We start from the raw sequence: 22,931 nt of genomic DNA, 5'->3' as shown, positions 1-22,931 counted from the left end.
CCGAGCTAGTGGGACCATCAACGGGTGCTCAGCGGCGACGGTTCACGGTAACGGGGCGACCGCGATTCGAAACCTCCTCGAGCGACCGAAGACCGATCGACTTGATTCAGGAACTGTACGATCGGGGGAGGCCGAGCACGTTCTGCCCGATGTGGTTCAGGATCATCTCCTCCGAGACCGGACCGGTCCGCTGGTGGCGGGCGACGCCCCAGCAGGCGGCGATCCCCATCTCCTGGCTGGCCGACATCCCGCCGTGGGTCGTCATCGACGCCTCGCAGGCCTCCCACGCGGCCTGACACGCGAGGTAGTTAGCGATGTTCGACACCTCGCCGACGTCACCGACCTGATTGTCATACTGCCAGGCGGCTTTCCGAAGCTGCGTTCGCGCCGACTCCATTTTCATGTGCGCTTCCGCCAGCGGGTGCTGTATCGCCTGATGGGCGCCGATCGGCTCCGACCAGACGGCGCGGTCCTTCGCGTACTGCACGCCCTTATCCAGCGCTTCTTTGCCCGCTCCCCACGCGGAGAGCGCCGCGGTGATCCGCTCGACGTTCAGCATGCTGAACACCTGGTACATTCCGGCGCCGACCTCGCCGAGGACTTGATCCTCGTGGACGCGCAGATCGTCGATGAAGAGGTCGTACGTCGGCTCCGTGTAGTACATGTCGAGCGGGATCTCGCTGTACTCGATTCCGTCGGCCTCCGGATCGACGATGAACATCGTCAGTCCTTCGAATCGGGACTCGGCCTCCTCGTAGGGCGTCGTCCGGGTCATCAACAGGAGGTGGTCGGCGAACTCCATGCCCGAGATCCACTGCTTCCGGCCGTTGATAACGTACTCGTCGCCGTCCTTCTCGGCGGCAGTCGAGATGCGCGCGGAGTTCAGCCCCGCGTCGGGTTCGGTCATGCCGAGCGCCCAGACGTCCCCGCCGTCGGCGATCGAGGGGAGATACCGCTCCTTCTGTTCCTCGTTCCCGTGCTCGACCAGCGAAATGCCGCCGAACACGGTGCTCATCGTGAACCGGAAGGTCGTCTCCCAGCAGTGTTCTTCACAGAGCGCTTCCATGACGATGACCGTATCGAGGAGTCCGAGGTCGTGGCCGCCGTACTCTTCGGGAAGCGGAATGCCGAACCAGCCGCCATCGGCGAGGTCTTCGAAGATCTCCTCGGGAACGCGGTGTTTCGCGTGGACGTCCTGCCAGTAGTCGTTCCCGTACTGCGAGGCGATGTCCGTCACCGCGTTCTTCATCAGTTCGTGCTCTTCGGATAGCTCGTACTCCATAGTCGACATTGTATCCATCCGCGTCCTCTCCCATAGGTGTATCGCTACCACACATCATTGGCTACGGGTCGGACTCGAGTCAGTCCGTTCGACGTTAAGCGTGCGACACCGCCGACCGTCCGGGCGCAATCGACCGAGAAGAGAGCGGCCGGCGCACTAGCGCTCCGAGTCGTCGTAGACTCGCCACACGCCCTGTCCGGTCGCGATGACTCGGTCGGAGTCCCGACCGCGCAGTTCCCCGTCGACGACCGCCGTCGAGGAGCCGATTCGAACGATTTCACCGGTGGCGTCGAGCGCCTCGTCGGCCGAGGAGACGAAGTTAGTGGTCAGGTTGACCGTCGGACCGACCTTCCGCGTTTCGGTGCGGCCGAGCGCCGCCATCAGCGTAAACCCCATCACGCTGTCGAGCGCGGACACGACGATTCCGCCGTGGAGTCGCCCTCCCATACCGGGGTTGGCGTACTTCTCGTCGTGCGGTACCGACGCCCGCAAGCGGCCGTCTTCGATGGTTTCGACCGCGAACCCCAGTTCGGCGAGGAACTCGTGCTCCCGCACGTGCGCGTTCAACTGGTCGACGATCTCGGACTCCGAGCCGCGCGGCGTGAAGCCGACGGACGTCTCTTCGCCGCCGCTCGAGTCTTCGTCCATCACGGCGTCGTCACCTCGTTGCCGCGAACGGTTGACTCGCTCGACCGGCCGTCCGTCGGATCGGACACGGGTCTCCGCCCTGGCTGACTGACCATGCGTGACATTGTAGAACAAGTGCAATAAGTAATACGCAACTCAGGCCAGTTCGTAGCGGCGGACGCCGTCGGTCTCGGTGATTTCGACTCTCCCTTCGTCCTCCAGCAGGTCGAGGTGACCGATCACTTCGCACATGCCCGGGAACATCTCCGTCGCTGGGAGATCGGGGAACCGATCTCGCATCAACTGGTAGGCCGTCATCGGGCCGTCGGCCTCGAGCACGTCGGCGAACGCCTCCTTTCGGTCGTGGTGGTGGTCGACGATCTCGACGGCGCGTTCGACGACGTCCGGAATCGTCCCGCGGTGGCCGGCGTACCCGACGCCGACGTCGATATCGAGCTTGCGGAGTCTCCGCAGCGATTCGAGGTACGTGGGCAGGCTCCGCGTCCGTTGCTCCGATGTTCCGGGCTCGAGAGTGAGCAGCGGGTTCGGCGATATTTCGGCGAGGACGTGATCGCCCGTGAACGCGGTTCCGTCGACCGGGTCGACGAAACACGCCGATCCGGGCGAGTGGCCGGGCGTGTGAACGATCTCCAGCTCGTCGCCGACGTCGACGCGCTCGCCTTCGGTGAAGGTCTCGTCGACCGTCACCGGCTCGCGAAACGTGGCGTACGGTTCGGGGAGCTCGACCGTCGTCCCGGCGACCTGCTCCGGCATTCCCATTGACGCGAGGAACGGCTCGAAGAACGCCTGCTCCCGAGCGAGGTAGCCGTCCGGATCCGCGAGCTGGTCGACCGCGTCCTCGTGTGCGAGGAGTTCCGCGTCCGAAACGGCCTTGAGTCGGCTCGCGAGACCGAAGTGATCCATGTGCGGATGCGTGACGAGTATGCGGTCGATGTCGTCGAGTCCGTACCCCTCCGCCTCGAGGCGGGAACGGAGCGTGTCGTACGCCTCGTCGGTCGCGGGTCCGGGATCGACGAGCGTGATGTCCGCTCCGAGGAAGGCGTAGCAGTTCATCGACCCGATGTGAAACGGCGTCGGGATCTCGATCCGTTCGAACGCGGTTTCGTTCATACCGGAACGTCGTCGTCGATCGACATAAATCTGAACCGAGTGCGAACTCCGCCCGGGACGATGGTCTCGCCGATCACCGAAAGATGAAGATTAACGGTGTTCTGGAACGAGGATGTCATATGGCACCTAGAACCATCGATACGGTGACCGTGTTAGGCGCAGGTAGCATGGGTCACGGTATCGCGGAGGTCGCGGCGATCGCAGGGTACGACGTCCGGCTTCGCGACATCGAGGAGGACCTCGTTCGGGACGGCTACGACCAGATCGAGTGGAGCCTCGAGAAGTTGGCCGAGGGCGGTCACCTCGGGGACCAGACCGTCGAGAGGGTTCTCGAGCGGGTCGTCCCGGTCGTCGAGATGGATCGCGCGGTCGAGGACACCGACCTGGTCATCGAGGCCGTCCCGGAACGAATGGAGATTAAGGAGGCGGTGTACGGCGAACTCGAGGAACACGCGCCGGACGACGCGATCTTCGCGTCGAACACGTCCAGCCTCTCGATTACGGACCTGGCGTCGAACACGACCCGGCCCGCGAAATTTTGCGGGTTACACTTCTTCAACCCGCCGGTCAGGATGGAACTCGTGGAGGTCGTCTCGGGGGCGGAGACGGACGAGGAGACCCTCGACGCGGCGGTCGAGTTCGTTCGCTCGATTGAGAAGACGCCGATCTTAGTCTCGAAGGACTCGCCGGGGTTCATCGTTAACCGGATCCTCGTCCCGCTGCTGAACGAGGCCGCCTGGCTCGTCGACGACGGGACCGCGACGATCGAAACGGTCGACTCGAGCGCGAAGTTCGATCTCGGGCTCCCGATGGGCGCGTTCGAACTCGCCGACCAGATCGGGGTCGACGTCATCCTCGACGTCGTCGAGCACCTCCACGCGACGCTCGGCGACCCGTACGAACCGAGTCCGCTGCTCGTCGAGCAGGTCGACTCCGGCGCGTTCGGGAAGAAAACCGGCGAGGGATTCTACGAGTACGAGGACGGCGGGGCAGAGATCCCGCCGGACAGCGGCGACGAGGCGGTCGAACGGCGGCTGGTCGCCGTGATGGCGAACGAGGCGGCGAAACTGATCGAAAACGACGTCGCCGACGCGGAAACGATCGACGAAGCGGTCACGCTGGGCGGCGGCTTCCCGACTGGCCCGTGTCGGCTCGCGGACGAGTACGACCTCGCCGAACTCGAGTCGACCCTTGAGTCCGCGCGCGAGGGCGCCGGTCACCCGCGGTACGAGCCGACGTCGTACCTCCGCGAGCGGGCCGTCGAAGGCGGTTTTCTCGATGACGACGACGGATTCGAGACGATTCGCGTCGACCACCCCGCCGAAGACGTCGGTCGGATCAGCATCGATCGACCGAATCGGATGAACACGATCACGCCGACCGTCCTCGCGGAACTCGAGACCGCCGTCGACTCGCTCGTCGAGGAGGGCGCGAGATCGCTGCTGATCGACGGCGAGGGCGACCGCGCGTTCTCGGCTGGGGCGGAGGTCCAGTCCGTCGTCGATGAGAGCGATCCGGTCGCGTCGATCGAGGTCTCGAAGCGAGGGCAACGCGTCTTCGGTAAACTCGAGTCCTGCGACGTACCGGTCGTCGCCGCGATCGACGGCTTCTGCCTTGGCGGCGGCATGGAGCTGGCGACATGCGCCGATCTCCGGATCGCGAGCGAGCGCTCGACGTTCGGCCAACCGGAGCACGACCTCGGGCTACTCCCCGGCTGGGGCGGAACCCAGCGGCTCTCCCACCTGCTCGGGGAGAGCCGAGCGAAGGAGATCATCTTCACCGCCGACAACTACGACGCCGAAACCATGGAGCGGTACGGCTTCGTCAACGAACTCGTCGGCAGCGACGAGCTCGATGACCGGGCGATCGAGCGCGCGGAATCGCTGGCGGGGGGGCCGTCGATCGCCCAGCGGTTCACCAAGCGGGCAATGGCCGCCGGCCGTCGCGACATCGACGCCGGGCTCGAGATCGAAGCGCAGGCGTTCGGACACCTCATGACGACCGACGATCTCACGGAGGGAATTGCGGCGTTCAGAAACGATCGCGATCCCGAATTCACGGGGAAGTAACGTCTCGACTCGATCAGTCGGCGACGCGAATCTCCGGCAGGTCGAGGTCGTAGTAGTCGACGTACTTGACGACGTCGCACGCGGTGAGCCCCTCGATATCGATGAATTCGGGCGTGTCCGAGTCCCGTTCGTCGAGCAACGTTAACAGGCAGTCTTTCGCTCCGTCGTCGAGTTCGTCGAAGTGACAAACGGTCGTCTCCGGCGGGATCGTTTGCGGATCGATTCGGTTCGCGGTCGGTTCGGGTTTGAGTGGCATTATCGTAGTCGCGGGTGGTGTGTAGCGATCCGGCTTAGTATCGATCGTCGACGACGGTCGGTCCGTCCTCGAGTTCGTCGACGAGTTCGACGGCGTCCGGCCGGATCTGCAGTTGTTTCGTCAGCTCCTCTTCCAGGGCGTCTCTGTCGGCGTCTCCCTCGCAAATGACGGTCAGTTCGTCGGTGTTGCCCGATCGACTCACCCGGATTCGGTGGTTCATCGTCAGGTCGGGGAATCCGGCGAGAACGAGCGCGACGCCTTCGGGGTACATCTTCACCCCTTTCACCTTGTGGCGCTCGTCGGTCCGGCCGAAGACGCCGCGGGGCATCGTGATCGTCGCGTCACAGTGGTCGCACTCCTCGACTTCGATCACGCTGAGATCGCCGGTTCGGTACCGGAGGAGCGCGCCGGCCTCGCGGTCGAGATGCGTCAGCACGACCTCGCCGCGCTCGCCAGGCGGGAGCACCTCGCCGGTTTCCGGGTCGATGATTTCCGCGAGCATGTAGTCGTCGACGACGTGGAGGCCCGATTCGCCGGCGCACTCGACCGAGACCGGCCACGCCTGTCGGAGGCCGAAGTAGTCGATCGCGCAGTCGAGCCCGCCGAACGCGTCGTGGACCGACTCGCGGCGACCGGGGATGCTGGTGAACGGCTCCCCGCCGCCGATGAAGACGTCGAGCGCGTCGCCGCCGTGTTCGGCGATCTCGAGCGCGAAGCTCGGATTCCCCCAGAGGACGTCGGCGTCGTACTTGTCGATGATTCGAGCGGTCTCCTCGGAGTCGCCCGGTCCGGCCGGAATCACTTCGCAGCCGTAGTGCTCGAGCGCGCGGTGGAGCAGGTAGCCGGTTCCGAACCCGTGGTACGCGAGCGTGATGACCGCTCTGTCTCCGGGTTCGATTCCCAACCGCTCGAAGATCGTCTCGTGGATTTCGGCGGACCGGACGTGATCGTCGGCGGATTCGAACACCGGCAGTTGGCGATCCTTCGCGGGCGTGAACGAGATCATCGATCCCGGCTCGTGTAACGAGCCGAGCGGCGGGTTCTCGTCGACGTCGGCGAGCAGTTCTTCGGTCGTCGTGTACGGAAGCCGTCGGAACTCTTTCCAGGAGTCGATCTCGTCCGGATCGAGCCCGGCCTCCTCGAAGATCGGTCCGTACAGATCGGTCTCCTCGAGGTGGGCGAGCTGCGACCGGACCCGCTCGAGGGTTCCGTCGGGGTAGTGATCGTATAGCGTCATGGCTGTTCGGGTAGTGGGATCCGTCGCGCCCCGCCTCTGTCAGTTGTTGACACGGGACGTATAGGATTCGTTCGTCGAGGTGGTACATAAAGCCACCGTCGTTCCGTCCGCCTCGAACGGCGGTGGGCGCTCTCGTTCCGACCGACGAGTGGCTCGGCGAGCGGCTCAGTCCTTGGAGATCATGACCTCGGACTCGGTCCGGTCCCACGTCGCCTCGGAGTTGCCGCGGTCGCGGAGCTTCTCCTTCTGGATCTTCTCGTTGGACGTCTTCGGGAGTTCGTCGACGAACTCGAGGAATCGCGGGATCATGAAGTACGGCATCCGATCGTTGCACCACTCGGTGAGTTCCTTCGGCGTCGCGGAGCGTCCCTCCTTGAAGACGACGAACGCTTTGACCTCGTCCTCGCCGCCCTCTTCGGCCGCGGATTCGCCGACGACGGCGCACTCCTCGACGGCCGGGTGCTCGAGGATCGGTTGCTCGACTTCGTACGTGGAGATGTTCTCGCCGCGCCGGCGGAGGGTGTCGCCGATGCGATCGACGAAGGAGAACCACCCGTCCTCGTCCCGGCGCAGCCCGTCGCCCGTGTGGAACCAGCAGTTCCGCATCGCCTCCTCGGTCTTCTCCGGCATGCCGTAGTAGCCGGGCGTCATGATCCACGGAATTTTCGGCCGGATGGCGTACTCGCCCATCTGTCCGTCTTCGACCGGCTGATCCGTCTCGGGATCGACCAACTGGACGTCGAAGTACTCAGACAGCAACAACCCGGCGGCGCCTTCGGGGCGGTCGACGCCGTACGGCGACATCACGGGCATGCAGGTCTCCGTCGTCCCGATCACCTCCGCGGTGTACTCGATCCCGTAGCGCTCTTCGAACTCCTCCTGAATGCCGTACGCGGTGGGCGCGGCGAACAGACACCGCAACTCGTTCCGATCGTCGATCTCCCGCTCGGGCTGCTGGTAGACGAAGTCCATCATCGACCCGAGGAAGTTACAGACCGTCGCTCCGGTTTCGTGCAGGCGATCGACCCAGTTCGACGCGCTGAACTTCTCGAACAGGCACACCTTCGCCCCCGCGATCAGCGCCGGGAACACCACCAACACCTGCGCGTTACTGTGAAACAGCGGGTTCCCTGTCATGTAGACGTCGTCCTCGGTGAGCTGGACGAGGTTCACGCACTGCTCCGAGAAGAAATACTGGTGGGCGTAGGTCTTCTGGATCGCCTTCGACGGCCCCGTGGTCCCCGACGTCATGATGATCGACGCGACGTCGTGGTACGCGAGGTCCGTGTCGGGGTTCGCCTCATCTTCGGATTCGAGTTCCTCGTAGGGCATGAACTCGAGGCCGGAATCGGACGGCGCGCTCGCGGAATCGTCGCCCAGGACGGCGACGGACTCGAGGTGGGTCAGCTCCGATTCCACCTCGTCGATTCGGGAGACGAAGTCCTCGTGGAAGACGCCGAACTCGGCCTCGGTCAGGTTCGCGACGTGCGTGAGCGTGTCGCGCTTGTAACTCGTGTTCACCGGAACCTCCACCGCGCCGATCTTGCTGAGGGCGAACCAGAGGAAGAGGTACTCCGGCGAGTTCGGCAACATGAGGAGGACGTGATCCCCCTTCTCGATCCCGTGGTCTCTGAGCCCGTGTGCGAGTCGGTTGACGATGCGGTTCGTCTCGGCGAAGCTCACCGTTCGGTCCGTCGTCTCCCACTGAAGGAACGTTTCGTCGCCCCGCTGCTCGGCCTGGTGCTCCAGCACTTTCGGGAGGAGCCAGTCTTCCTGGTCCTCCCACGTGAGCTCGAAGCTATCGTAATCCTCGTAGGTTGCCATCAACTCACACAATACGGCTGGCGCACATATAGTCAACGCTCGAGGACAGCGCCACAGACGTATTATTTTACTCCACAGAAGTCGTATTTATTCCCGCGGAAGCGGAATAAGCATCATCCGTTCGACTGGGAGTGCGTGCCTACTCAATCGATCCGAACCGCTCGCCGGTCATTCGATCGACGCCTCGTCGGTTCGCGGGACGGTCGCGTCGACGGTACCGGCCATCACGATATCGTCGGCCGCAGTTTTCAGTTCGACCGAGAAGGTGACGACCCCGTCGTCGCCGTCGATCCGCTTCTCCTCGACGACCGCCTCCGCGTGCACTGTCTGATCCGCGAACACCATCTCCTGGTAGCGGACGTCGATTGACCGGACGTCGGCCGGCGACTCGAGGGTCTCGGAGACCGCCTGAAGCACGTACGAGAGGTTTGCCGGCCCCTGATGGAGCAGGCCGGGGAAGTCGAGTTCGTCGCAGCGCTCGTGATCGAAGTGCGGTGGGTACGGATCCTGCAGGATCGCGGCCATCAGTTTCGTGTCTTCCCGTCGGATGTTCTCGATCGTCCGCGTCGGGAGGGAGTCCCCCTCCGAGAGGTCGTCGTAGTTCATGTGTCCATGAGGATGAGGTCCGCTTCGAGGTCGTACACCGGTTCGTCGTCGGTCGTCGTCACCTCGTAGGCGTACGTGATGATCGTCAACTTTCCCTGTGAGCCGTCCTTCTGCTCGATGTTCGCGATCTCGCCGGTCACCCTGTAGGGTTCGTCGACATGCATCGGCGCGTGGAACTCGACGCGCAGTTGGCCGAGCGCGGCGCCGGACTTCCAGTCGTCGCTGACCTGTCCGAGCGTCGCTTCGATCCCGCCCGTCGCCTCGAAGGCGACGTGTTGGCAGAGCGTCGGCGGGACGAGCTGTCCGTCTTCCCCGAGTTCGGCCGCTCGTTCCTCGTATCGGTACGCGTCCTCGTCGTTCCTCGTCGCGTCCGCCCAGAGGAACGCCTTCCACCGTTCGACCGAAATCTCTCCGGTCGGTAGTTCCTGACCGTTCAGCTGTTGTACTTCCATGAGCCGTCGTCTCCGCGTACGAGGTCCTCCTAGTTAAACGGTAGTCTCGAGACGGGATCGAATCAGCGGCCGGTGCCGGCAACGTTTAAGGTGATATGCCAACAACCCTCACGTCGATGGAGTACAACTTCGATCTCGGTATCGAGGATCAGGGCTCGTTTGTCGATCGGTCGCGAGCGTTCAACGTCGGCGACCTCCTCCGCAAGGCGGCTCGGACGAACAGCGACCGCGTCGCGGTCAGCGAACCCAGCGTGACGCGGACGTACGCCGAACTCGACGACAGGGTGAATCGACTCTCGAACGCGCTCCTCGAGCGAGGCTACCGACCGAACGAGACGACGATCGGAATCATCTCGGAGAACCGGTCGGAGGTCGTCGAGGTGATGTACGCGGGGGCGAAGCTCGGCTGTCTCGTCCCGGCGCTCAACTGGCGTCTCGAGCGGGAGGAACTGCTGCACTGTATCGACCTCGTGGAGCCGGACGTGCTGTTCGTCTCGGAGCGGTTCGCCGATCGCCGTTCGTGGGTCGAGGACGGCGCCGAGTCGGATCCGGAGTTCGTCTTCTTCGACGGGACCGACGACGCGGGCTACGAGTCGGTCCTCGAGGAACGGGACGCGTCGGAACCGCTTCCGGACCAGCGCATCGATCCCGAACAGGGGCTGGTCGTCCTCTACACGTCGGGCACGACCGGCCTCCCGAAGGGCGTCGTCATCAGCCACCGCACGTGGATCGCTCGCGCGTTCAAGACGATCACGGACTTCGGGCTCGAGAAGGGGGACTCGCAGCTGGCGTGGCCGCCCATGTTCCATATCGTCTCGGCAGACTGGATCCCGACGGTGACGATCCTCGGGGGGACGTATTACCCGGTCGACGGCTTCGACAACGAGGCCGTCGTCGACGTGCTCCGCGAAAACGGCTCGCCAATCGGCTGGCTCGTCCTGCTGCCGGGCGTCATCCAGCGGTTCCTCGAGTACATGGACGAGAACGACGTCAGCGTCGACGAGTTCCGGGAGTGTCGCAACGTCGGCGCGCTCGTCGACCTGATCGATCCGAAGAAAGTAGAGCGGGTGACCGAGCGGTTCGACCAGCCGTACAAGAACTCCTACGGCGCGACCGAGAACGGGAACGTGCTCAGCGGCGGCAACGACATCCCCATCGGTGTCCGCCCGACCGACGACGAACTGGCCAAGGAGGAGTCGGCGTACACCGACTGCAAGCTGATCGACGAGGACTGGAACGAGGTGGGGGTCGGCGAGAAGGGCGAACTCGCGACGCGAGGCCCGTCGCTCTGTAGCGGCTACATCGAGAACCCCGAGGCGAACGAGGACGAGTTCGACGACGGCTGGTTCAGGACGGGTGATATTTTCATCAAAAACGAGGACGGGACCTACAGCTTCGTCAACCGGCGCAAATACCTCATCAAGAGCGGTGGCGAGAACATCTATCCGGCGGAGATCGAGACCACGCTGCTCACTCACGAGAAGATCGACGACGCGGTAGTCGTACGCGTTCCGGACGAGAAGTGGGGAGAGGTGCCGCGAGCGGTCGTCGGAACGGAGGACCCCTCGGCCGTCTCCGAGGACGAACTCATGACGCTGCTTCGGGACGAGATCGCGAGCTACAAGCTCCCCCACTACGTGGATATCGTCCGTCCCGAGGACTTCCCGCGGAGCACGACCGGGAAGATCGTTCGCGAGGAGATCGAGGACTGGGACGTCTCGAGCGAGGAGCGCGTTCGAGAGGTTTGATCGAGGCGCGACCGCCGCCGCGGCCGCGAGCGGCGTTCGGGGACCGTACTCTTATTAGGATGCTCGGACACTGGTAGCGTATGGCAGAGCAAGCCATCGGTGTGATCGGCGCCGGCACCATGGGAAGCGGTATCGCACAGTTGGCCGTCCAGTACGGGTTCGACGTCGTCATCCGCGACATCGAGAGCGATCTCGTCGAGCAGGGGCTCGACGACGTCCGGACCGGTCTCGAGGAGGCCGAAGAACGGGACATCATCGACGACGCCGACGCCGCGTTCGAGCGGGTCGAGGGGACGACCGAGATCGCGGACGTGACCGACGAGGCGACGTTCATCGTCGAGGCGGCGCCCGAAGAAATGGAGATCAAGAAGGCGGTGTTCGAGGAACTCGACGAACACGCCGATCCGGACGTCGTACTCGGAACGAACACCTCGTCGCTCTCGGTCACCGAGATCGCCAGCGTCACCGACAACCCCGAGCGGGTCATCGGAACGCACTTCTTCAATCCGCCAGTGAAGATGAAGCTGCTCGAGGTAGTCACTGGCCACCACACGAGCGAGGAGACGATCGACCGCATCGAAGCGTTCGCCGACGCAGTCGATCGCGAGTCGATCCTCGTCGACGACTACCCGGGATTCGCGACGTCGCGTCTCGGTCTCGTGCTCGGCATGGAGGCCGCGCGAATGGTCCAGGAGGGGGTCGCGTCCGCCGAGGACATCGATACGGCGATGGAGATGGGGTACAACTTCCCGATCGGACCGCTGAAACTCGGGGATCACAACGGCTGGGACGTCCGGGTCGAAGTCGGCGAGTACCTCGCCGAGGAGTTCGGCCGCGAGGTGTACCGTCCGCCCCAGAACGTCAAGAAAATGGTCCGCGCGGGCGACTACGGCGTGAAGACGGGTCAAGGGTTCTACGAGTGGGACGACGACTGAGCGCCGCGACTCGCCTGAATCCGTCCGTCTGATCGCGTATCGTCGTTTCCGAGACTCATCTTCCGTGCACGGCTACTCGTCCTCGCACGGTTATTCGTGAGCGGTGAAGTCGGGCCAACCGTTTTCAGCGTCGTAATCCATCGAGTGGGTAAAGCGCATCGTTGCGTCGGCGATGCGCCACTCGTCGTCGACGCGCCGGTACTCGTCGCGGTACTCGCCGATTCGCCACCCGCCGGTTCCGTCCGCATACGTGATCGACGCGATGACGTACAGACGACCCGTCGCGCGGTCGCGGTCGCCGTCGACGCCGACCGAAACCGTCGGATTCGCGAGGAGGTGCGTCGTCCGCTCGAGGGACTCGGCGACGAAGTCCGCGAACTCCCGGACGCCGTCGCGACCCTGATACGTTCCCAGCGCGCCGTAGTCGAGGGAAACGTCCTCGGTGAACAGGTGCGGGAGCGATTCGAAGTCCCGATCGTCGATCGCGTAACAGTAGTTCGATCGGAGGTCCTGGATAGCGATTCGATCGGCGAGCCGCGCGAGAGTAGCATTTGATGGCATGACACGAGAAGGTTGTTCGCGCCGGGGTAAATAACTACGCCGCTCGCGTTTGCGCAGCCGACGGACCAATATGCAGCCGAGAGTACGGGACCGACGACACCGACCGAGAAGCGACACCACACTCGAGCGACCGTTCCGATCGAGCGGGAGTTTCGGGTCGCATCGGAAGTTATTCGGCCCCCGCTATCGAATGGGTTGCATACGCATGGCACCGATCATCGACGTACACTCCCACCTCTGGGCGGAGGACTGGCTGCCGCCGGCCTTCTGGGACGCGTTCGTAGACATCGCCGTTCGACAAAACGAGAAACGGGGGAAGACGGTCGATCCCGAGACGATCCGATCGAAGTACATCCCGACGTACTGGGATCCGACCGGAGAGAAACTCCTCGAGCGAATGGACGAGGCGAACATCGACCACCAGGTCGTGTTCGGCGTGGACTTCGGCTTGGCGCTCGGCGAACCGGAGACGCCGATCGAGGAGGTCAACCGGGCGATCGCCGACTTCCGGGACGATAATCCGGACCGGATCTCCGTCCTCGCGACGATCGACCCCCGGCGCGAGAACGCGGTCGAGCACATCGACACCGCCCTCGGCGAGTGGGACATGGACGGGCTGAAACTCCACCCGACGGCGGGCTTTTACATCCACGACGAGGAGACCTACGAACTCCTCGAGGTCGTCCAGGATCACGACAAGCGCGTCCTCACCGACACCGGACCGATCTTCGCGCCGCTGTACAGCGAGTGTTCCCACCCCAACCACCTCGACCGAGCGCTCGCGGACTTCCCGGACCTCGACATCATCGCCGCCCACATGTCCTTCGGGTGGTGGCGCGACCTCTACGCCATCGCCGACAGCAAACCGAACTGCGGGCTGCACGTCGACATTAGCGCGTGGCAAGAGCGCGCGAAAGAACGCCCCAAGGAGTTCGCCACCGCCGTCCGCCGACTCACGGACGCCGTCGGCTCGGATCGGATGCTGTGGGGAACCGACGACCCGGCGTTCGATCCGGTTCACCCCAAAGAAGAGTGGATCGAGAACGTCCGTGCGCTCGGCGAACGGACGAGCGGGCAGCGGTTCACCCGCGACGAAATCGATGCACTCCTCGGCGAGAACGCAGCCCGGCTCTTCGACATCGACTGAGCGTCCGGGCCTCGGCGGCTCTAGGAGCCGCAGACGTCTTCTTGAATGCTCCTTCGAGGACTTCTGAAACGTGGCTCGACACTACTGATCATAACACTTTTGCTGCGTGTCATCCACATACGCGAACGGTATGATCAAACGCACGTGCCCCGTGAGGAACGTTTCCAGCGAGGATCCGTCGAGTCGCTCGGGCCGGAACACCGATGACAGTCGGCGGGAGGCCTGAGGATGTACGAGGACATCGGCTACGACGTCGAGGATGGCGTCGCGACGCTGACGATCGACCGCCCGGACGTCAAGAACGCGTTCCGGGAGGCGACGCTCGACGAACTGAACGACGCCGTCCGTCGGGCCGACGAGGACGAGGGCGTCTACGCGCTCGTCCTGACCGGCGCCGGCGACGCGTTCTGTGCCGGCGCCGACGTGCGATCGATGCCCGACTGGAGCGACGGCTCGAAGGAAGCCTACGCCGGGTTTCTCTGGAAAGCCCAGAACGTGGTTCGCCAGCTCCGCTCGATCGAGATACCCGCGGTTGCGGCCGTCGCCGGCCCCGCGATCGGCGCCGGCTGTGACTTCGCGCTGGGCTGTGACCTTCGGGTGGTCGACCCCGACGTGAAACTGCGACAGGGGTTCGTGAAGGTCGGCCTGGTTCCCGGCGATGGCGGGGCCTGGCTCCTGCCCAAACTCATCGGCGAGTCGAAGGCCCGCGAGTACCTGCTCACCGGCCGAGACATTACGGCCGACGATGCCGTAGACCTCGGCCTCGCCGTCGACGTCGACGAGGAGCCGCTCGACGGCGCGTACGAACTGGTCGACGAACTGCTCGACAACCCCGCCCACGCCGTCCGGAGGACGAAGGCGCTGATCGACCCCTCGCTCTCGTTCGAAGAGTACTGCGAGCGGGCGATCGAGTACCAGTGGGAGTGCGTGAACGACGAGGAACACGAGGAGGCCGTCGCCGCGTTCGGCGAGCGGCGCGAACCCGAGTACGACCGCGACTACTCCTGACGAACCCGGTTCGGTGGCGGTCTCGTGACCGAAACCGGCGGGCGGATCGTGCTATCGGCCTTCGGGTTCTGCCCGGTGTCCGGGGAGTTTCGACGCCGCTCGGCTTCACGCCAGCAAACTCGGTAGAGCAGGTCCGCTGTGACCGATTCCGGCCCAAACACATCGAGCGGAATCGTTCGTATCGGATACCGCTGACGTGGTGTCCTCGTCCTCTTCGACTCTCCAGCGATAGCTCTCCAGTATCAATGATCTCCTACGGAAGAGCGATAGAACGAACACGTCGAGAACGAACCCGACCGGTCGACGATCGCTCGTCGACTACCGCTCGGTCGAGAAGATCGCCATCTGGTGGAACTGGCCGAGATTGGCTCCCCAGGAGTGAGAGAGCCCCTTCTCGGCGCCCTCCACCTGGCGGTCGCCGGCCTCGCCCATCAGCTGTAAGACGACTTCGGAGTGTCGCGAGAGCGACGCGCAGATCCCGGAGTTCGTACAGAGGGTGCCCCCGGACATATTGACCGGGAGGTCGCCGTCGGCGTCGGTGACGCCGTCGCGCACGAGGTGTTTGGCCTCGCCCTTCTCGCAGAGGCCCAGCGCCTCGTACTCCATCATCTCGAACGGGATGTACGGGTTGAACGTCTCGGCGACGTCGAACTCCTCGAGCGGATCGTCGATGTCGGCGTTCTCGTAGACCTGGTCGGACAGTTCCTTCAGCTTCGGGAACCAGTCGTAGGTCCGGTAGCCGGTCCAGAACGTGTTGCTCGTGCTGTCGATCTCATCGATCCAGACGGGGTTGTCCCGAACCTCGGTGGCGACGTCCTCGCTCGCGACGACCATCGCCGCCGAGCCCGAGGAGACCGGGCAGGTCATCGCCCGGCGGAGCGGCCAGCAGACCATCGGCGAGTCGAGGATCTCCTCGACCGACCGCTCCTCGTTGCGGTGCGCGTAGGGGTTGCGGGCAGCCGCCCGGTAGTTCTTCGCGGCGACCTCCGCGAGGTCCTCCTCGGTCGCACCCGAGATCTCCATGTAGCCCGAACTGGGCAGGGCGCCCATCTGGATCGCCGTGACGAAGTTGCGCTCGAACTGCGGATCAGCGTTCGTGTTCATCACGGGCTGGGCCTCGACGACCGAGTCGAACGACGGCGAGCCGTAGACGACGGCGACGTCGTACTTGCCCGATGCGATGTACTCGTGGGCGACCTTGACGCCGCTCCCGCCGGCGGTGCCGCCGGTGTTGACGCTCAGGACCGGGACGTCGTTGCCCAGGCCGAGTACCTCGAGGGTCCGCTCGACGCGGAACGTGCCCTCGAAGCCGTCGACGGTGCAGAACATCGTCGCGTCGACGTCGTCGGCCTCGACCGAGGCGTGCTCCAGGGCGTTGCTCACTGCCGTGAACGCCTGTTCCTCTTTCGTCTGGGTCGAGAGCCGGTAGTCCGTGAAGCTCTCGGGCTCGGAGTAGCCGACGCCGACCACGGCGACGTCCCGGCTCATGCGGCACCACCTTCCAGGATCACGACGGCGTCGGTGCGACCCGGTTCGCCCAGATGCATGTCGTTGTCTGCGAGGAGGACGCGTTCGGCAGAGTCGTCACCCAGGTCGCCTTCGACGACCTGCGAGGCGGCAATCGCCCGGTAGATGCCACCTGAATTCGGTGGACTCGTCGCTAGCGGTCCGCCGGAGAGGTTCACCGGGAACGAGCCGTCCGGCGCGGTGACGCCGTCTTCGACGAGTTCGATGCCTTCGCCTTCATCACAGAGGCCCATCGCCTCGTACGCCGTAAGCTCGAGCGTCGGCGAGTACGCGGCGAGCTCCGCCGCGTCGACGTCGTCGATGGTGACGCCCGATTCGTCGAACGCGGCGTCGGCCGCCTGGGCGAGCGTTGGCTGGCCGAGCCGGTCGCTCATGTCTCGGTACCAGTACTTACCCGTGGCGAGGCCCGTCCCGGTGATCCAAGAGCGGGCGTTCCCCTTCTCCTCGGCGACTTCCTCGCTGACGAGGACGCAGACGGCGGCCCCGAAGGAGTTCGGCCGGAGCATCAATTCAGTGAGCGGGCTGGCCGCCGGCTCGGCATCGAGCACGTCGTCGACCGAGTAGGCCTCTTGCCTGTGGGCGACGTCGTTGTCCGCCGCGGCCTCGTAGTTCTTCGCCGCGACCTGGGCGAACTGTTCGGCGGTGACACCGCGTTCCTCCTGGTGGGCGGTCGCGAGCAGGCCGAGCGATTGGTTGTGGTTTTGCCCGAACGGGCGGTGGTACAGCGCCTCGTGAGACGTCCAACTGAGCGCGCTCGGATCGGCCCGTACCGAATCGGCTGCGACGATCGAGACGACGTCCGCCTTCCCGGAGCGGATCTTCGCCGCCGCCTGGTGGATCGCGGTGCCGCCACCGTTCTGGATCCGCATGAACGGTTTCCGGTACCCGCCCGCGGCGGACACCCGCTGCCCGTCACTGATCGCGGACCCGTCGTAGGCGTCCTGACCGGTGTAGATGATGGCGTCGACCTCCTCGTGGCTCACGTCCGCCGACTCGAGGGCGGCCATGGACGCTTCGAGCACCATCTCGGAGTCGGACCGTCCCTTCGTGTCTTCCGCGAAGCCGACCGTGCCGTGCCCGGCGATCGCTACTCTAGACATCCGTTCGTTCCTCCGCTTGGTAATTCTCGTTCATGTATCCCGGTGGGTTGACCGTATTCACTCGCGTGTCCTCGAACATCTCACTCCACCGGTCGCCAGTGCGTGATGTCCTTGATGTGGCCCTCGCGCTCATCGGCCCAGACCGGCTCCACTTCGGTGCCCTTGTGGAGTTTCTCGACTAGCTCGTCGTGGCCCTCGTACTCGATGTCGTCGATGAAGTGCAGCATGCAGATGTCCGAGTCGGCCACCCGAATGGCCGCGGTGATGTACGGCGGCTCGGGCAGGTCACCGAACTCGAAGAAACACGCCGTGTAACTCTCGACGACGCCGTGCTGTTCGACCTCGACCCATTCCTCGGTCTCGACGTAGCACTCGACGCAGACCTCCTGCGGCGGGACGAATGTCGCACCGCACTCGGGGCACTTCTTCCCGAGAATCTTCTTGTCCTCGATCGCTTCGAAGAACTTCCGGTTGTCCTCGCCGATGTTGAGGGAGAAGTCGAGATCCCAGTGGAACGGATACTTGAACTCCGCGTTTACCTCGTCTGTCTGAACTGATGGGTCTAATTCGTCGGGCATGCTACGGATGGTACCTCGGAGTCGACATATAAAAATCTTCCCTCAAACGACATTCTGGACAGCGTGCCTACAGTCACGGCGACGGAGCCGAGAGGCGTGAACGACCGACTATCGCCGGGATATCGAGCGCCGGTAGCCGACCGCTTTCGGTCGGCGTGGTTACCACAACTCGACGGTCGAGGAGTACTGCGAGCGGGCGATCGAGTATCAGTGGCAGTGCGTCAACGACGGACACGAGAAAGCCGTCGCGGCGTTCAGCGAACGCCGAGCGCCCGAGGACGACCAGCGACGACTCCTGATTTTTCGGACGTCATTCTCTCGAGTCTGATTCCGTCTCCACGACGCACGTGTGCGGCGGTGCCGTCTCCGTAGTCCGCGATGCGACCGGAAAAGGCGGGTTCGACGCACGACGCCGGTGAGGCGTCGGTCGGTATCGGTTCGCCTACGTCAGCGACGGCAGCCCGTCGCTTTTCAGCACGCTGGCGATCGTGTTCTTCTGGATTTCGTCGGTTCCGGCGGCGAGACGGCGACCGCGAGCCACCCTGTACAGGTACTCGAGCGGGTGCTCGCGCTGGTAGCCGTTCGCGCCGTGGATCTGCAGCGCCTCGCTGACGACGTCTTCGACCATCTCTCCGGAGGTGAGCTTCGCGATCGAGGCGTCGAGGCGATCCGGGATCCGTCCCTGCTCGTGGGCGTTGACCGCCGCGCGGTAGGTCAGCGCGCGCGACCCCTCGAGTTGCTTGACCATGTCCGCGAGCTTCCACTCGATGCCCTGGAAGTCGCCGATCGGCTGCCCGAACTGCTCGCGCTGCTGGGCGTACTCGAGCGCGTGGTCGATCGCGCAGCCGGCGATCGCGTTCGAGAGGGTCGCGCTGCCGAGTCGCTCCCAGTTGAGCGCCTTGAGCTGGTCCTTGAATCCCTCCTTGCCGCGCGTGAGGACGTTCTCCTCGGGGACGACGATGTCCTCCATGTAGAACTGCGTCTGGACGTGATCCGCCATGTTGGTGTAGTGTTGGGCGATCTCGACGCCGTCGTCGTCGAGATCGAGGACGAGCGAGCCCAGTCCCTCGGGGAACTTCGCCCAAACGACCGCCGCGTCGGCCTGTTCGACGTGACTGACCCAGATTTTCTCCCCGTTGAGGACGAGTTCGCCGTCGCGTTCTTCGACCGTCGTCGACATCGATCCGACGTCGGAGCCGGCTTCCGGTTCCGAAATCGCCACCGCGACGCTCGTTTCGCCGGCCGTCACGCCGGGGAGGTACCGTTCCTTCACCGCTTCGCTGCCGAACATCTCGATGGCGCGGGGGGCCACCATCTGCTGGTTGTAGAGGTACTCGGCCGTGTCGGGACAGACTCGTCCGACGGCCTCGATCGTCAGCATGGCTTCGAACTCACTCATGCCGCCGCCGCCGTACTCTTCGGCGATGTTGATTCCGAGAAATCCCTGTTCGGCGAGTAATTCGACGTTCTCCATCGGTGGTTCGCCCTCCCAGGTAAACGCCTTGTCCGCGAACTCCTGTTCGGCGAGTTGCTCGAGTGAAGAGACTACCATCTGCTGTTCGTCCGATAGCGCAAGCATGAGTCTACTGTTTTCCCGTCCGAAGTTAAACTTTCCTGTGCTGTCGGTTACAGTACGGCGTTGCGACGGTCGCGGACTCGATCGCGAGCGACGAAAGACGGCGCTGTGCGGACGACGCCGCTCCGCCGGCGGGACGACGCTCCGAGAACCGGCCGGTGCTCGTGGCAGCGCCTCACGGTTTCGATTACGACTGGGCCGCTAACGTCCGAAGCTGCACTCCCGATCTGCGAACGAGTACCTCGTATCCGCAGTAGCGGAACATGATCCGATCCGCACCGCCATTGGCGGTCGGTGATACAAGCCGATTCAGTGCGTTCGTATCGATCGTTTCGTACAGCGGCGGTAACTCCAGGGGGTCGCATTCTTCGGCGGCCGCGACCGTCGAGACGACCGCGACGGTCGGATCCGTCTCCGAGTCCGGATCCCAGCCGGACTCGTGGACGACGCGCTGCTCGTTTCGATCAGACATATGCTTGCTAGCGCGCTCAAGCGACAAAAATTCGTGGGGTACCGATCATCTTCGTGACTCGTCCGCCGGGCGGCGGCACGTACCCGTTCGGAGCCGTCTCCGGCCGTTGAGGGCGACATTCGACGTCCTCGATCGGTCCCGTAGTCGGAACGCTCAAGACGTCCCGCGGTCACTAACCGTGTGTGGCTATGACAAGCGTAAGAATTGCGGGCGTAGGGATGACTCCGTTCGACAGCCATCCCGAACGGACCGGACGCGAACTGTTCGGTTCGGCGAGCAACGAGGCGATCGATGATTCGAACGTTCCTCGAGGCGACATCGACGCGCTGTTCTACGGGAACTTCATGGGCGCGTTCGCCGAGGGGCAGAACCACCAGGGGCCGTTAATGGCCGACGCCGCCGGGCTATCGGTACCGGCAACGAGATTCGAAAGCGCGTGCACGTCGAGCGGCGTCGCCGTCCGCGAGGCGGTGTCGAAGATCCGCGGCGGCGAAGCCGACGTCCTGCTCGTCGGCGGCATGGAGCGAATGACGAACGAGCCGACGTCGTTCGTCACCGAGGCGCTCGCGACGGCCGGCGACGAGCTGTACGAGGGGCGAGCCGGGATGACCTTCCCCGGCGCCTACGCGCTCATGGCGAACGCGTACTTCGCCGAGCACGGCGCGACCAGAGCCGACCTCGCCGAAATCGCGGTGAAGAACCACGCCCACGCGCTCGAGAACGAACTCGCGCAGTACCAGCGGGAGATCAGCGTCGACGACGTCCTCGAGGCGCCGCTGGTCGCCGACCCGATCGGGGTCTACGACGCGAGTCCGATTACGGACGGTGCGAGCGCGGCGGTGCTGGTCAGCGACGAGTACGCTCGCGAGCGCGACCTCGACGCGCCGGTCTCGATCACGGGGACCGGACAGGGGACGGATCAGCTCGCGCTGCAGGACCGGGCCTCGCTCACGCGGACTCCGGCCGCCGAGCGAGCGGCCGAAGAGGCGTACGCCGACGCGTCGATCGGACCTGACGACGTCGACCTCGCGGAGGTCCACGACTGCTTCACCATCGCTGAGGTGTTGGCGCTCGAGTCGCTCGGCTTCTACGACCGGGGGACGGGGTATCAAGCGGCGCGCGACGGCGAGACGACCCGCGACGGCGACCTGCCCGTCAACCTATCGGGCGGGTTGAAGGCGAAGGGACACCCGGTCGGCGCGACGGGGACGGCACAGATCGTGGAGTTAACGAAGTTGCTCCGCGGCGACCACGTCAACAGCGACGCCGTTAGTGATGCCGAGACGGCGATCACGCACAACGCCGGCGGAACCGTCGCCAGTGTGACCGTGCACGTACTGGAGGTGGTTGCATGAACGACGTGAGTGCAGCTACGCCGGACGACCGTCCGGAGGTGGTTGCATGAGCGAACCTCGTACTGCCTTCGATTCCTTTGTCGACGCGCTGGCCGCCGGAGAAGGGTACTTCCTCGAGTGCTCGAACGGACACGCGTCGCTGCCGCCGCGACACGTGTGTCCGGACTGCGGCGACGCGAGCCTCGAGCGACGGTCGCTTCCCGAGCGCGGCGAAGTCGAATCGCACACGATCATCCGCGTTCCGGCGCCGCAGTTCGAGGCCGACGCGCCGTACCCGCTCGCGATCGCCTCGTTCGGGCCGGTTCGGTTGACCGGTCGCCTCGAGAACGTCGATCCCGACGGCGGAGACGTCGAAGTCGGCCTTCCGGTAGCGGTCGACGTCCGCGAAACGGACGACCATCGATTCGTCGTCTTCACGCCGCAGTAGCGCCTCCTCCGACAGCGGATATCCACCCGAATTCTCCATACTCGATCTTGTCCACCGAACCGTAGCACCGCGCCCGACCTATCAGTGGAGAAACAATCGGATTTACAAGTGTTTTCTTCGTATGTGTTGTCACACCATGACGACTACTGACTACGAGGTATCGGGAGAGACGGCGATCGTCACCGGGGCGTCGACCGGCATCGGTCGAGCGATCGCGGAACGGTTCGCGGCCGACGGTGTCGACGTCGTCGTCTGCTCCCGCTCGCTCGAGGACCTCGAGGAGGTCGCGGGAGCGATCAACGACAGCGACCGGCCGGGGACCGCGCTCGCCGTCGAGTGCGATATCACCGACTGGGACGCGGTGGAAGCGCTCGCCGAGGCGACCGTCGACGAGTTCGGCGGAATCGACATTCTGGTCAACAACGCGGGCGCGAGTTTCCAGGCTCCGTTCGAGGAGTTCAGCCAGAACGCCTGGCGAACGATCGTCGACATCAACCTCAACGGCACCTTCAACTGCACACAGGTCGTCGGCGAGTACATGCGCGAGTCCGGCAGCGGGACGGTCATCAACATCTCCTCCGTGGCCGGCCGCGACGGCGCGCCGCAGATGTCCCACTACGCCGCGTCGAAAGCCGGGATGAACAACCTGACGCGGACGCTCGCCTACGAGTGGGCGGAGTACGGGGTCCGTGTCAACGGGATCATGCCCGGACTGATCGTCACCGAGGGCCTCGAGAGTCAGATGGGTATCAGCGCCGACGAGATCGACCTCGAGGAGGTCGATCGACAGATCGGCGTTCCGGACGAGATCGCCTCCGTCGCGCAGTTCCTCGCGAGTCCCGCGTCGAAGTACATCCTCGGCGAGACCGTGACGGTCGAAGGCGTGCCGCGGATCGCTCGCACGCGCCACCACGAGGAGTAATCGAACGAGCGGGCTCCCGTGAGACGGCAACCGCGCTCGTAGAGGAGCGGCAACGAGAAAACCGACGGACGAGGGGGACCGACGAACCGGT

At 64.6% G+C, this 22,931-nt stretch carries 22 protein-coding genes; 8 read left to right on the top strand and 14 right to left on the bottom strand.

Annotated elements, in window-relative coordinates; all coding sequences use genetic code 11:
• Positions 1-106 precede the first annotated feature (106 nt).
• The 3 genes from HTUR_RS18740 to HTUR_RS18730 form a co-directional block, all read right to left on the bottom strand.
• The gene (locus tag HTUR_RS18740; RefSeq protein ID WP_049941937.1) at positions 107-1,282 is read right to left on the bottom strand and encodes an acyl-CoA dehydrogenase family protein; all 1,176 of its coding nucleotides are present in this window, start codon (positions 1,280-1,282) and stop codon (positions 107-109) included.
• 156 nt (positions 1,283-1,438) lie between these two features.
• Positions 1,439-1,930 (bottom strand): PaaI family thioesterase, encoded by a 492-nt coding sequence (locus tag HTUR_RS18735; RefSeq protein ID WP_012944905.1) that lies wholly within the window; start codon positions 1,928-1,930, stop codon positions 1,439-1,441.
• Positions 1,931-2,065: 135 nt separating this feature from the next.
• Positions 2,066-3,040: an MBL fold metallo-hydrolase gene (locus tag HTUR_RS18730; protein WP_012944904.1), complete on the bottom strand. Its 975-nt coding sequence runs from the start codon at positions 3,038-3,040 to the stop codon at positions 2,066-2,068.
• Between the two features lie 119 nt (positions 3,041-3,159).
• On the opposite strand from HTUR_RS18730, the gene HTUR_RS18725 reads away from it, so the two are divergent.
• On the top strand, positions 3,160-5,109 hold the full coding sequence (locus tag HTUR_RS18725; protein WP_012944903.1) for a 3-hydroxyacyl-CoA dehydrogenase/enoyl-CoA hydratase family protein: 1,950 nt from the start codon (positions 3,160-3,162) through the stop codon (positions 5,107-5,109).
• A gap of 13 nt (positions 5,110-5,122) precedes the next feature.
• Here the strand turns inward: HTUR_RS18725 and HTUR_RS18720 are convergent, their stop codons facing one another.
• From HTUR_RS18720 to HTUR_RS18700, 5 genes are all read right to left on the bottom strand, one after another.
• Entirely contained in the window at positions 5,123-5,365 is a 243-nt protein-coding gene (locus tag HTUR_RS18720; protein WP_012944902.1) for a hypothetical protein, read from the bottom strand.
• 34 nt (positions 5,366-5,399) lie between these two features.
• Positions 5,400-6,602, bottom strand: a complete 1,203-nt coding sequence (locus HTUR_RS18715) for a phenylacetate--CoA ligase family protein (protein ID WP_012944901.1) — start codon at positions 6,600-6,602, stop codon at positions 5,400-5,402.
• Between the two features lie 165 nt (positions 6,603-6,767).
• On the bottom strand, positions 6,768-8,426 hold the full coding sequence (locus HTUR_RS18710) for an AMP-binding protein (protein ID WP_012944900.1): 1,659 nt from the start codon (positions 8,424-8,426) through the stop codon (positions 6,768-6,770).
• Positions 8,427-8,594: 168 nt separating this feature from the next.
• Positions 8,595-9,032, bottom strand: a complete 438-nt coding sequence (locus HTUR_RS18705) for a MaoC family dehydratase (RefSeq protein ID WP_012944899.1) — start codon at positions 9,030-9,032, stop codon at positions 8,595-8,597.
• Positions 9,029-9,484 carry a MaoC family dehydratase gene (locus tag HTUR_RS18700; RefSeq protein WP_012944898.1) on the bottom strand — a complete coding sequence of 152 codons (456 nt, stop codon included), beginning with the start codon at positions 9,482-9,484 and terminating at the stop codon, positions 9,029-9,031. Before HTUR_RS18700 ends, HTUR_RS18705 begins: the two co-directional genes overlap by 4 nt.
• Positions 9,485-9,579: 95 nt before the next feature.
• Here HTUR_RS18700 and HTUR_RS18695 point away from each other — a divergent pair, with 95 nt between their 5' ends.
• Both HTUR_RS18695 and HTUR_RS18690 read left to right on the top strand, forming a co-directional pair.
• Entirely contained in the window at positions 9,580-11,232 is a 1,653-nt protein-coding gene (locus HTUR_RS18695) for a class I adenylate-forming enzyme family protein (protein ID WP_012944897.1), read from the top strand.
• Positions 11,233-11,312: 80 nt separating this feature from the next.
• Entirely contained in the window at positions 11,313-12,167 is an 855-nt protein-coding gene (locus HTUR_RS18690) for a 3-hydroxyacyl-CoA dehydrogenase family protein (protein ID WP_012944896.1), read from the top strand.
• Positions 12,168-12,257: 90 nt separating this feature from the next.
• Here the strand turns inward: HTUR_RS18690 and HTUR_RS18685 are convergent, their stop codons facing one another.
• Positions 12,258-12,728, bottom strand: a complete 471-nt coding sequence (locus tag HTUR_RS18685) for a nuclear transport factor 2 family protein (protein ID WP_012944895.1) — start codon at positions 12,726-12,728, stop codon at positions 12,258-12,260.
• A gap of 205 nt (positions 12,729-12,933) precedes the next feature.
• On the opposite strand from HTUR_RS18685, the gene HTUR_RS18680 reads away from it, so the two are divergent.
• Both HTUR_RS18680 and HTUR_RS18675 read left to right on the top strand, forming a co-directional pair.
• Positions 12,934-13,875 (top strand): amidohydrolase family protein, encoded by a 942-nt coding sequence (locus HTUR_RS18680; protein ID WP_012944894.1) that lies wholly within the window; start codon positions 12,934-12,936, stop codon positions 13,873-13,875.
• 228 nt (positions 13,876-14,103) lie between these two features.
• Positions 14,104-14,883, top strand: coding sequence for an enoyl-CoA hydratase/isomerase family protein (locus HTUR_RS18675; RefSeq protein ID WP_012944893.1), 780 nt, complete (start codon positions 14,104-14,106; stop codon positions 14,881-14,883).
• Positions 14,884-15,201: 318 nt separating this feature from the next.
• Here HTUR_RS18675 and HTUR_RS18670 read toward each other — a convergent pair whose 3' ends face one another.
• From HTUR_RS18670 to HTUR_RS18650, 5 genes are all read right to left on the bottom strand, one after another.
• Complete coding sequence (locus HTUR_RS18670) at positions 15,202-16,371, bottom strand: thiolase family protein (protein ID WP_012944892.1); 1,170 nt, start codon at positions 16,369-16,371, stop codon at positions 15,202-15,204.
• The gene (locus HTUR_RS18665; protein ID WP_012944891.1) at positions 16,368-17,510 is read right to left on the bottom strand and encodes a thiolase family protein; all 1,143 of its coding nucleotides are present in this window, start codon (positions 17,508-17,510) and stop codon (positions 16,368-16,370) included. The genes HTUR_RS18670 and HTUR_RS18665 overlap by 4 nt, the downstream gene beginning before the upstream one ends.
• An 80-nt stretch (positions 17,511-17,590) precedes the next feature.
• Positions 17,591-18,088: a Zn-ribbon domain-containing OB-fold protein gene (locus tag HTUR_RS18660; RefSeq protein WP_012944890.1), complete on the bottom strand. Its 498-nt coding sequence runs from the start codon at positions 18,086-18,088 to the stop codon at positions 17,591-17,593.
• Positions 18,089-18,530: 442 nt separating this feature from the next.
• A complete protein-coding gene (locus HTUR_RS18655; protein WP_012944889.1) occupies positions 18,531-19,667 on the bottom strand; it encodes an acyl-CoA dehydrogenase family protein in 1,137 nt (378 codons plus the stop codon).
• Positions 19,668-19,851: 184 nt separating this feature from the next.
• Entirely contained in the window at positions 19,852-20,136 is a 285-nt protein-coding gene (locus tag HTUR_RS18650) for a HalOD1 output domain-containing protein (RefSeq protein WP_012944888.1), read from the bottom strand.
• A gap of 188 nt (positions 20,137-20,324) precedes the next feature.
• Between HTUR_RS18650 and HTUR_RS18645 the strand changes: the two genes are divergently transcribed.
• The 3 genes from HTUR_RS18645 (at position 20,325) to HTUR_RS18635 (ending at position 22,840) form a co-directional block, all read left to right on the top strand.
• Positions 20,325-21,491, top strand: coding sequence for a thiolase domain-containing protein (locus tag HTUR_RS18645; protein WP_012944887.1), 1,167 nt, complete (start codon positions 20,325-20,327; stop codon positions 21,489-21,491).
• A gap of 46 nt (positions 21,492-21,537) precedes the next feature.
• Entirely contained in the window at positions 21,538-21,918 is a 381-nt protein-coding gene (locus HTUR_RS18640; RefSeq protein ID WP_012944886.1) for a Zn-ribbon domain-containing OB-fold protein, read from the top strand.
• A gap of 136 nt (positions 21,919-22,054) precedes the next feature.
• Positions 22,055-22,840, top strand: coding sequence for an SDR family NAD(P)-dependent oxidoreductase (locus tag HTUR_RS18635; protein WP_049941935.1), 786 nt, complete (start codon positions 22,055-22,057; stop codon positions 22,838-22,840).
• Positions 22,841-22,931 lie beyond the last annotated feature (91 nt).

The organism is Haloterrigena turkmenica DSM 5511, from assembly GCF_000025325.1.
Classification (GTDB): domain Archaea; phylum Halobacteriota; class Halobacteria; order Halobacteriales; family Natrialbaceae; genus Haloterrigena; species Haloterrigena turkmenica.
The sequence above is the reverse complement of the archived record's forward strand: the minus strand, read 5'-3'. Positions and strand labels throughout refer to the sequence as shown.

Excerpts from the sequence above, each read along its gene's own strand:
- HTUR_RS18740 (WP_049941937.1), bottom strand. The coding sequence starts at position 1,282 with ATGGAGTACGAGCTATCCGAAGAGCACGAACTGATGAAGAACGCGGTG.
- HTUR_RS18735 (WP_012944905.1), bottom strand. The coding sequence starts at position 1,930 with ATGGACGAAGACTCGAGCGGCGGCGAAGAGACGTCCGTCGGCTTCACG.
- HTUR_RS18730 (WP_012944904.1), bottom strand. The coding sequence starts at position 3,040 with ATGAACGAAACCGCGTTCGAACGGATCGAGATCCCGACGCCGTTTCAC.
- HTUR_RS18725 (WP_012944903.1), top strand. The coding sequence starts at position 3,160 with ATGGCACCTAGAACCATCGATACGGTGACCGTGTTAGGCGCAGGTAGC.
- HTUR_RS18720 (WP_012944902.1), bottom strand. The coding sequence starts at position 5,365 with ATGCCACTCAAACCCGAACCGACCGCGAACCGAATCGATCCGCAAACG.
- HTUR_RS18715 (WP_012944901.1), bottom strand. The coding sequence starts at position 6,602 with ATGACGCTATACGATCACTACCCCGACGGAACCCTCGAGCGGGTCCGG.
- HTUR_RS18710 (WP_012944900.1), bottom strand. The coding sequence starts at position 8,426 with ATGGCAACCTACGAGGATTACGATAGCTTCGAGCTCACGTGGGAGGAC.
- HTUR_RS18705 (WP_012944899.1), bottom strand. The coding sequence starts at position 9,032 with ATGAACTACGACGACCTCTCGGAGGGGGACTCCCTCCCGACGCGGACG.
- HTUR_RS18700 (WP_012944898.1), bottom strand. The coding sequence starts at position 9,484 with ATGGAAGTACAACAGCTGAACGGTCAGGAACTACCGACCGGAGAGATT.
- HTUR_RS18695 (WP_012944897.1), top strand. The coding sequence starts at position 9,580 with ATGCCAACAACCCTCACGTCGATGGAGTACAACTTCGATCTCGGTATC.
- HTUR_RS18690 (WP_012944896.1), top strand. The coding sequence starts at position 11,313 with ATGGCAGAGCAAGCCATCGGTGTGATCGGCGCCGGCACCATGGGAAGC.
- HTUR_RS18685 (WP_012944895.1), bottom strand. The coding sequence starts at position 12,728 with ATGCCATCAAATGCTACTCTCGCGCGGCTCGCCGATCGAATCGCTATC.
- HTUR_RS18680 (WP_012944894.1), top strand. The coding sequence starts at position 12,934 with ATGGCACCGATCATCGACGTACACTCCCACCTCTGGGCGGAGGACTGG.
- HTUR_RS18675 (WP_012944893.1), top strand. The coding sequence starts at position 14,104 with ATGTACGAGGACATCGGCTACGACGTCGAGGATGGCGTCGCGACGCTG.
- HTUR_RS18670 (WP_012944892.1), bottom strand. The coding sequence starts at position 16,371 with ATGAGCCGGGACGTCGCCGTGGTCGGCGTCGGCTACTCCGAGCCCGAG.
- HTUR_RS18665 (WP_012944891.1), bottom strand. The coding sequence starts at position 17,510 with ATGTCTAGAGTAGCGATCGCCGGGCACGGCACGGTCGGCTTCGCGGAA.
- HTUR_RS18660 (WP_012944890.1), bottom strand. The coding sequence starts at position 18,088 with ATGCCCGACGAATTAGACCCATCAGTTCAGACAGACGAGGTAAACGCG.
- HTUR_RS18655 (WP_012944889.1), bottom strand. The coding sequence starts at position 19,667 with ATGCTTGCGCTATCGGACGAACAGCAGATGGTAGTCTCTTCACTCGAG.
- HTUR_RS18650 (WP_012944888.1), bottom strand. The coding sequence starts at position 20,136 with ATGTCTGATCGAAACGAGCAGCGCGTCGTCCACGAGTCCGGCTGGGAT.
- HTUR_RS18645 (WP_012944887.1), top strand. The coding sequence starts at position 20,325 with ATGACAAGCGTAAGAATTGCGGGCGTAGGGATGACTCCGTTCGACAGC.
- HTUR_RS18640 (WP_012944886.1), top strand. The coding sequence starts at position 21,538 with ATGAGCGAACCTCGTACTGCCTTCGATTCCTTTGTCGACGCGCTGGCC.
- HTUR_RS18635 (WP_049941935.1), top strand. The coding sequence starts at position 22,055 with ATGACGACTACTGACTACGAGGTATCGGGAGAGACGGCGATCGTCACC.